Consider the following 4779-nt stretch of genomic DNA (forward strand, 5'->3'; position numbering starts at 1 on the left):
GCCGAAGTGCACGAGCGGCCCCCTTACCGACCCGATCGCGCACCGTGGCCACGAGTTCATAAGAACGACTCATGGAACACTCCAATATGTGATGCGAGGGGCGCCGGCCGGCAGCGTTGCGGCTGCGCCGGCAATTCAGCCCTGTGCGCCCGGACTGGCGCTCAAAAGACTGCGGCCCGCCTCCAGGGGTGCGGGCCGCGCTTCTCATAACCGCTCCGCCCGCGCGAGAAAAGCCCGAAACCGCGGCTTTCCGGCGCGAAAGCGCGGATTTTCTCAGTCGAACAGGCTGGAAACCGACTTCTCAAGCGCCGTGCGGCTGATGGCTTCGCCCAGCAGCGGGGCAACCGAAATGTGACGGATGTTCTTCGCCGCCGCGACCGCCGGAGTGGCCTCGATCGAATCGGTGATGACCAGTTCCTTCAGCATCGACTGTTCGACGCGCGTCACCGCCCCGCCGGAAAGAACGCCGTGGGTGATGTAGGCGGCGACACTCGACGCCCCCTTCTTGATCAGCGCCTCGGCGGCGTTGCACAGCGTGCCGCCGGAATCGATGATGTCGTCGACCAGCAGGCAGTGACGGCCCGAAACGTCGCCGATGATGTTCATCACCTCCGACTCACCCGGCCGCTCGCGGCGCTTGTCGACGATGGCGAGCGACGCATCGATGCGCTTGGCAAGCGCACGGGCACGCACCACGCCGCCGACATCCGGCGACACCACCATGACATTCTCGTTGCGGTACCGCTCCTTGATGTCGCGCGTCATCACCGGGGCGGAATAGAGATTGTCGGTCGGGATATCGAAGAAGCCCTGAATCTGGCCGGCATGCAGGTCGATGGTCAGCACGCGGTCGACGCCGGAGCGCGTGATGAGGTTGGCGACCAGCTTGGCCGAAATCGGCGTGCGCGGACCGGGCTTGCGGTCCTGCCGGGCATAGCCGAAATAGGGGATCACCGCGGTAATGCGGCGCGCCGAGGCACGGCGCAGCGCATCGCTGATGATCAGCAGTTCCATCAGGTGGTCGTTGGCGGGAAAGCTGGTGGACTGGATGATGAACACATCCTCGCCCCGCATGTTTTCCTGCACTTCGACGAAAATTTCCTGATCCGCGAAACGGCGCACCATGCACTTGGACAGCGGAACGTCGAGATAGTCGGCGATCGACTCAGCGAGCGCGCGGTTTGAATTGCCACAGACGAGCTTCATTGTGGATGACGCCTCCGAGCCGAGCCCCATCGGCCGCAATTGAGCCAGCGCGCCGGGCCGGGCCCGGAACAGGACGCGCGCAGAAAATGAAATGCCCCGTCGCCACGGGCGGCCAGCAGGCCCCGCGCGGCGGACGGGCGTTTCTCTAGCAATCTGCGGGCGGCGCGACAACCACAAGCCCGGCCCCGCGCGGCGGTTTTGCGGCTGCGTGCGTCAAAATAAACACCCGGATGCCGCTTCAGCCGGCTCAGGAGCCGCTGAACAGCCATGCGCGCACGCCGAAGGCGATCTGCAGCGCGAGGGCGGACATGGTGCCGTCGGATGCCGACGACCACGGATCGGCATAGGTGCTGCCCGCCGGCACGCTGCCGGCCAGGCGCGTCGCGCGCCGGCCCTGAGCATCGTAAACATCGGCGATATAGGACACCGTGCCGCCGCTGTAGCTGCCCACGGCCGTCAGGTGAACCTTCAGCACATAATTGGTGCTCATGTCCGGCTCGGTGGGGAAGCGCAGCCCCTCCTGCGCGGCATAGACATGCAGCTTGCGGATCAGCGCATCGCCCAGATTGCCGGGCACGCCGGTGGGCGGGGCAATGGCGAACGTCATCTTCGGCGCCTCGGCCAGCGGCGGCGGCGGAACCTCGGCAATCGTCTCCCGGCTGAAGCCGAGGGCGCTCATCGGGCCGGTGCTGCACGCCCCGGACACGGCCAAAAGGCACAGCGCCACAACGGCCTTTGCCACTCTGCCAACCGCCATGCCGAACTCCCGCTCTCAGACCCGCCGCCCGGTTGCCGCGTGCGGCAACGCTTCTGTCTACCGGATGCGCCGGGGCCGTGCCACCGCCTTGTGGGCCATTCCGGCCGGCTGGTTACTGGAAGCCGACCTCGGTGAACGAGCGCAGCTTGCGGCTGTGCAGCCGCTCCAGCCCCATGTCGCGCAGTTTTTCCATGGCGCGGATGCCGATCTTCAGATGCTGGTCGACCTGCGAGCGATAGAACGCATCCGCCATGCCCGGCAGCTTGATCTCGCCATGCAGCGGCTTGTCGGAAACGCACAGCAGCGTGCCATAGGGCACGCGGAAGCGGAAACCGTTGGCCGCGATCGTCGCGCTTTCCATGTCGAGCGCGATCGCCCGGCTCTGGCTGAAACGCTGCACCGGCTCGCGGTGGTCGCGCAGTTCCCAGTTGCGGTTGTCGATGGTGGCAACGGTGCCGGTGCGCATCACGCTCTTCAGTTCCCAGCCGTTGAGGCCGGTCACCTCGCCCACCGCCTGCTCCAGCGCCACCTGCACCTCGGCCAGCGCCGGCACCGGAATCCAGATCGGCAGGTCGGCATCGAGCACATGGTCCTCGCGCACATAGCCGTGGGCCAGCACATAGTCGCCGAGCCGCTGGGTGTTCCTGAGGCCGGCGCAGTGACCGAGCATCAGCCACGCATGGGGGCGCAGCACCGCCACATGATCGGTGATGGTCTTGGCGTTGGAAGGCCCGACGCCGATGTTGATCATGGTGATGCCGGAGCCGTCGCCGCGCTTCAGATGATAGGCCGGCATCTGCGGCAGGCGGGCCAGCGCCTCGCCGCTGATGCGGCCGCCGCGGCGCACGTTCTCCGTCTGCCGGTTACCCGGCTCCACGAAGCTGTCGTAGGCGCTCTCCGGATCGGCCATCATCTCGTGCGCATGATAGACGAACTGGTCGATATAGAACTGATAGTTGGTGAAGATGACGTAGTTCTGCAGGTGCTCGGGGCTGGTGCCCGTATAGTGCCGCAGCCGGTGCAGCGAATAGTCGGTGCGCGGCGCGGTGAACAGGGCCAGCGGATGCGGATCGCCCGCCTTCGGCTCGAAGGTGCCGTTGACGATGCTGTCATCCATCAGCGCCAGATCGGGCACATCGAAGATCTCACGCAGATTGCGCAGCCGGTCGGTGGTCAGCGAGGCCTCGATGTGGATGCCGTCGGGAAACGCGAAGTGGATCGGGATCGGCGTGGAGGACACGCCCACCTCGATCGGCTGGCCATGATTGCGGATGAGCTGGCGGAACTGCTCCAGCAGATAGTGATCGTAGAGATCCGGCCGGGTGATGGTGGTGTGGTAGAGCCCGGGCGCCGACACGAAGCCATAGGAAAGGCGGGTGTCGACGCGGGCGAAAGAGTGGGTGGCGAGCGCCACATAAGGGTAGAAGGCCCGCACGCGGCCCGCCGGCTCGTCGCCCTCGGCAAAGGCGCGGAAGTGGCGGCGCAGATATTCGATCTCCCCGTCATAAAGGGCTATGACGCGATCGAGCGCGGCCTTCGGATCGAGAAAGCTTTCGGGGTGGGGCCGGGTCGTCACGGTCGGAATGGGCATGAAGGGCCCGCACGCTGGAGGCTTCGGAGGCGCGGCCCGCCGGGTGCGCAGCCGCCTGAGGTGAAGTCTAGAGCATTTCGCCGCAAAGTGGAAACCGGTTCGCGCTCAGAAAAGGCGCCGGAACAAGGGGATAGGACCGGCCGCCGGCGGCAGGCCGCCCCGCCGCTCCCCACGATAGCGAACACAGACGACAGCCCGCTGACGGCGGCGCTGCGGCCGCCGTCGCCCGGTTGCCGGCCCTCAGAGCCGGCCGGCCTCGATAATGCGCTTCAGAAAAGCGCGGGTGCGCTCGTCCTTCGGATCGCCGAAGATCTGCTCCGGCGGGCCTTCCTCGTGCACCACGCCGGAGTGCAGGAAGCACACCTTGTCGGCCACCTCGCGGGCAAAGCCCATCTCGTGGGTGGCAAGCATCATGGTCATGCCGTCGGCGGCCAGATCGCGCACGATGTTGAGCACCTCGGAGACGAGTTCCGGGTCGAGCGCGGAGGTGATCTCGTCCAGCAGCAGCACCATCGGGTCCATGGCGAGCGTGCGCACGATCGCCACACGCTGCTGCTGGCCGCCCGACAGGCGGTCGGGATATTCCCGGGCCTTGTGGTCGAGGCCGATGCGCTTCAGCAGCGCCATCGCCTTTTCCTCGGCCGCATCGCGCCGCTGGCCGAGCACCTTGGTGGGCGCCAGCGTGACGTTTTCCAGCACGCTCATGTGCGGAAACAGATTGTAGCCCTGAAACACGATGCCGACATCGCGCCGCAGAGCGTTGAGGTCCACCCCCGGGCCGGTCACGCGGTCGCCGTGAAGGCGGATCTCGCCCCCGGCAATCGGCTCCAGCCCGTTGATGCAGCGCAGCAGCGTGGACTTGCCGCACCCCGAAGGACCGATGAGGCAGACCACCTGATGGGCATCGACATTGAGGTCGATCCCCTTCAGCACCTCGAAGTCGCCATAGCGCTTGACGACCTTGTCGATCTCGATCAGTGCCATGGCTCTACCCTGCCCGCACGCGCTTCTGTTCGCGCTCCAGCAGGCGGTCCACGAAGCGGGCCTGCGGAATGGTGATGACGACGAACAGGATAGCGACCGTCGTCACCGACGACAGATTGAAGTGGTTGCTGGCCACGATCTTGGCCTGATTGAAGGCATCGATGGCGCCGATCACGTTGACCAGCGCGGTGTCCTTCTGCAGGCTGATGAAATCGTTGAGCAGCGGCGGAATGATGCGCCG

General features: G+C 66.1%; 4 protein-coding genes and 1 pseudogene. All 5 read right to left on the reverse strand.

Features of this window, described 5'->3' with window-relative positions:
* Positions 1-273 precede the first annotated feature (273 nt).
* The gene (locus V7067_RS15495) at positions 274-1206 is read right to left on the reverse strand and encodes a ribose-phosphate pyrophosphokinase (protein WP_334176805.1); all 933 of its coding nucleotides are present in this window, start codon (positions 1204-1206) and stop codon (positions 274-276) included.
* A 247-nt stretch (positions 1207-1453) separates the two neighbouring features.
* Positions 1454-1963 carry a hypothetical protein gene (locus tag V7067_RS15500; protein ID WP_334176806.1) on the reverse strand — a complete coding sequence of 170 codons (510 nt, stop codon included), beginning with the start codon at positions 1961-1963 and terminating at the stop codon, positions 1454-1456.
* A gap of 112 nt (positions 1964-2075) precedes the next feature.
* Positions 2076-3554 (reverse strand): AMP nucleosidase, encoded by a 1479-nt coding sequence (locus V7067_RS15505; RefSeq protein ID WP_334176807.1) that lies wholly within the window; start codon positions 3552-3554, stop codon positions 2076-2078.
* A 240-nt stretch (positions 3555-3794) separates the two neighbouring features.
* Positions 3795-4538, reverse strand: coding sequence for an amino acid ABC transporter ATP-binding protein (locus tag V7067_RS15510; protein ID WP_334176808.1), 744 nt, complete (start codon positions 4536-4538; stop codon positions 3795-3797).
* A 4-nt stretch (positions 4539-4542) separates the two neighbouring features.
* Positions 4543-4779: pseudogene (locus V7067_RS15515) on the reverse strand (amino acid ABC transporter permease); the annotation flags it as partial.

The sequence above is a fragment of the Pseudoxanthobacter sp. genome (assembly GCF_036822375.1).
GTDB lineage: Bacteria > Pseudomonadota > Alphaproteobacteria > Rhizobiales > Segnochrobactraceae > Pseudoxanthobacter.

What these genes read in the sequence shown, in the direction of transcription:
- V7067_RS15495 (WP_334176805.1), bottom strand. Translation starts at nt 1,206, where the DNA reads ATGAAGCTCGTCTGTGGCAATTCAAACCGCGCGCTCGCTGAGTCGATC.
- V7067_RS15500 (WP_334176806.1), bottom strand. Translation starts at nt 1,963, where the DNA reads ATGGCGGTTGGCAGAGTGGCAAAGGCCGTTGTGGCGCTGTGCCTTTTG.
- V7067_RS15505 (WP_334176807.1), bottom strand. Translation starts at nt 3,554, where the DNA reads ATGCCCATTCCGACCGTGACGACCCGGCCCCACCCCGAAAGCTTTCTC.
- V7067_RS15510 (WP_334176808.1), bottom strand. Translation starts at nt 4,538, where the DNA reads ATGGCACTGATCGAGATCGACAAGGTCGTCAAGCGCTATGGCGACTTC.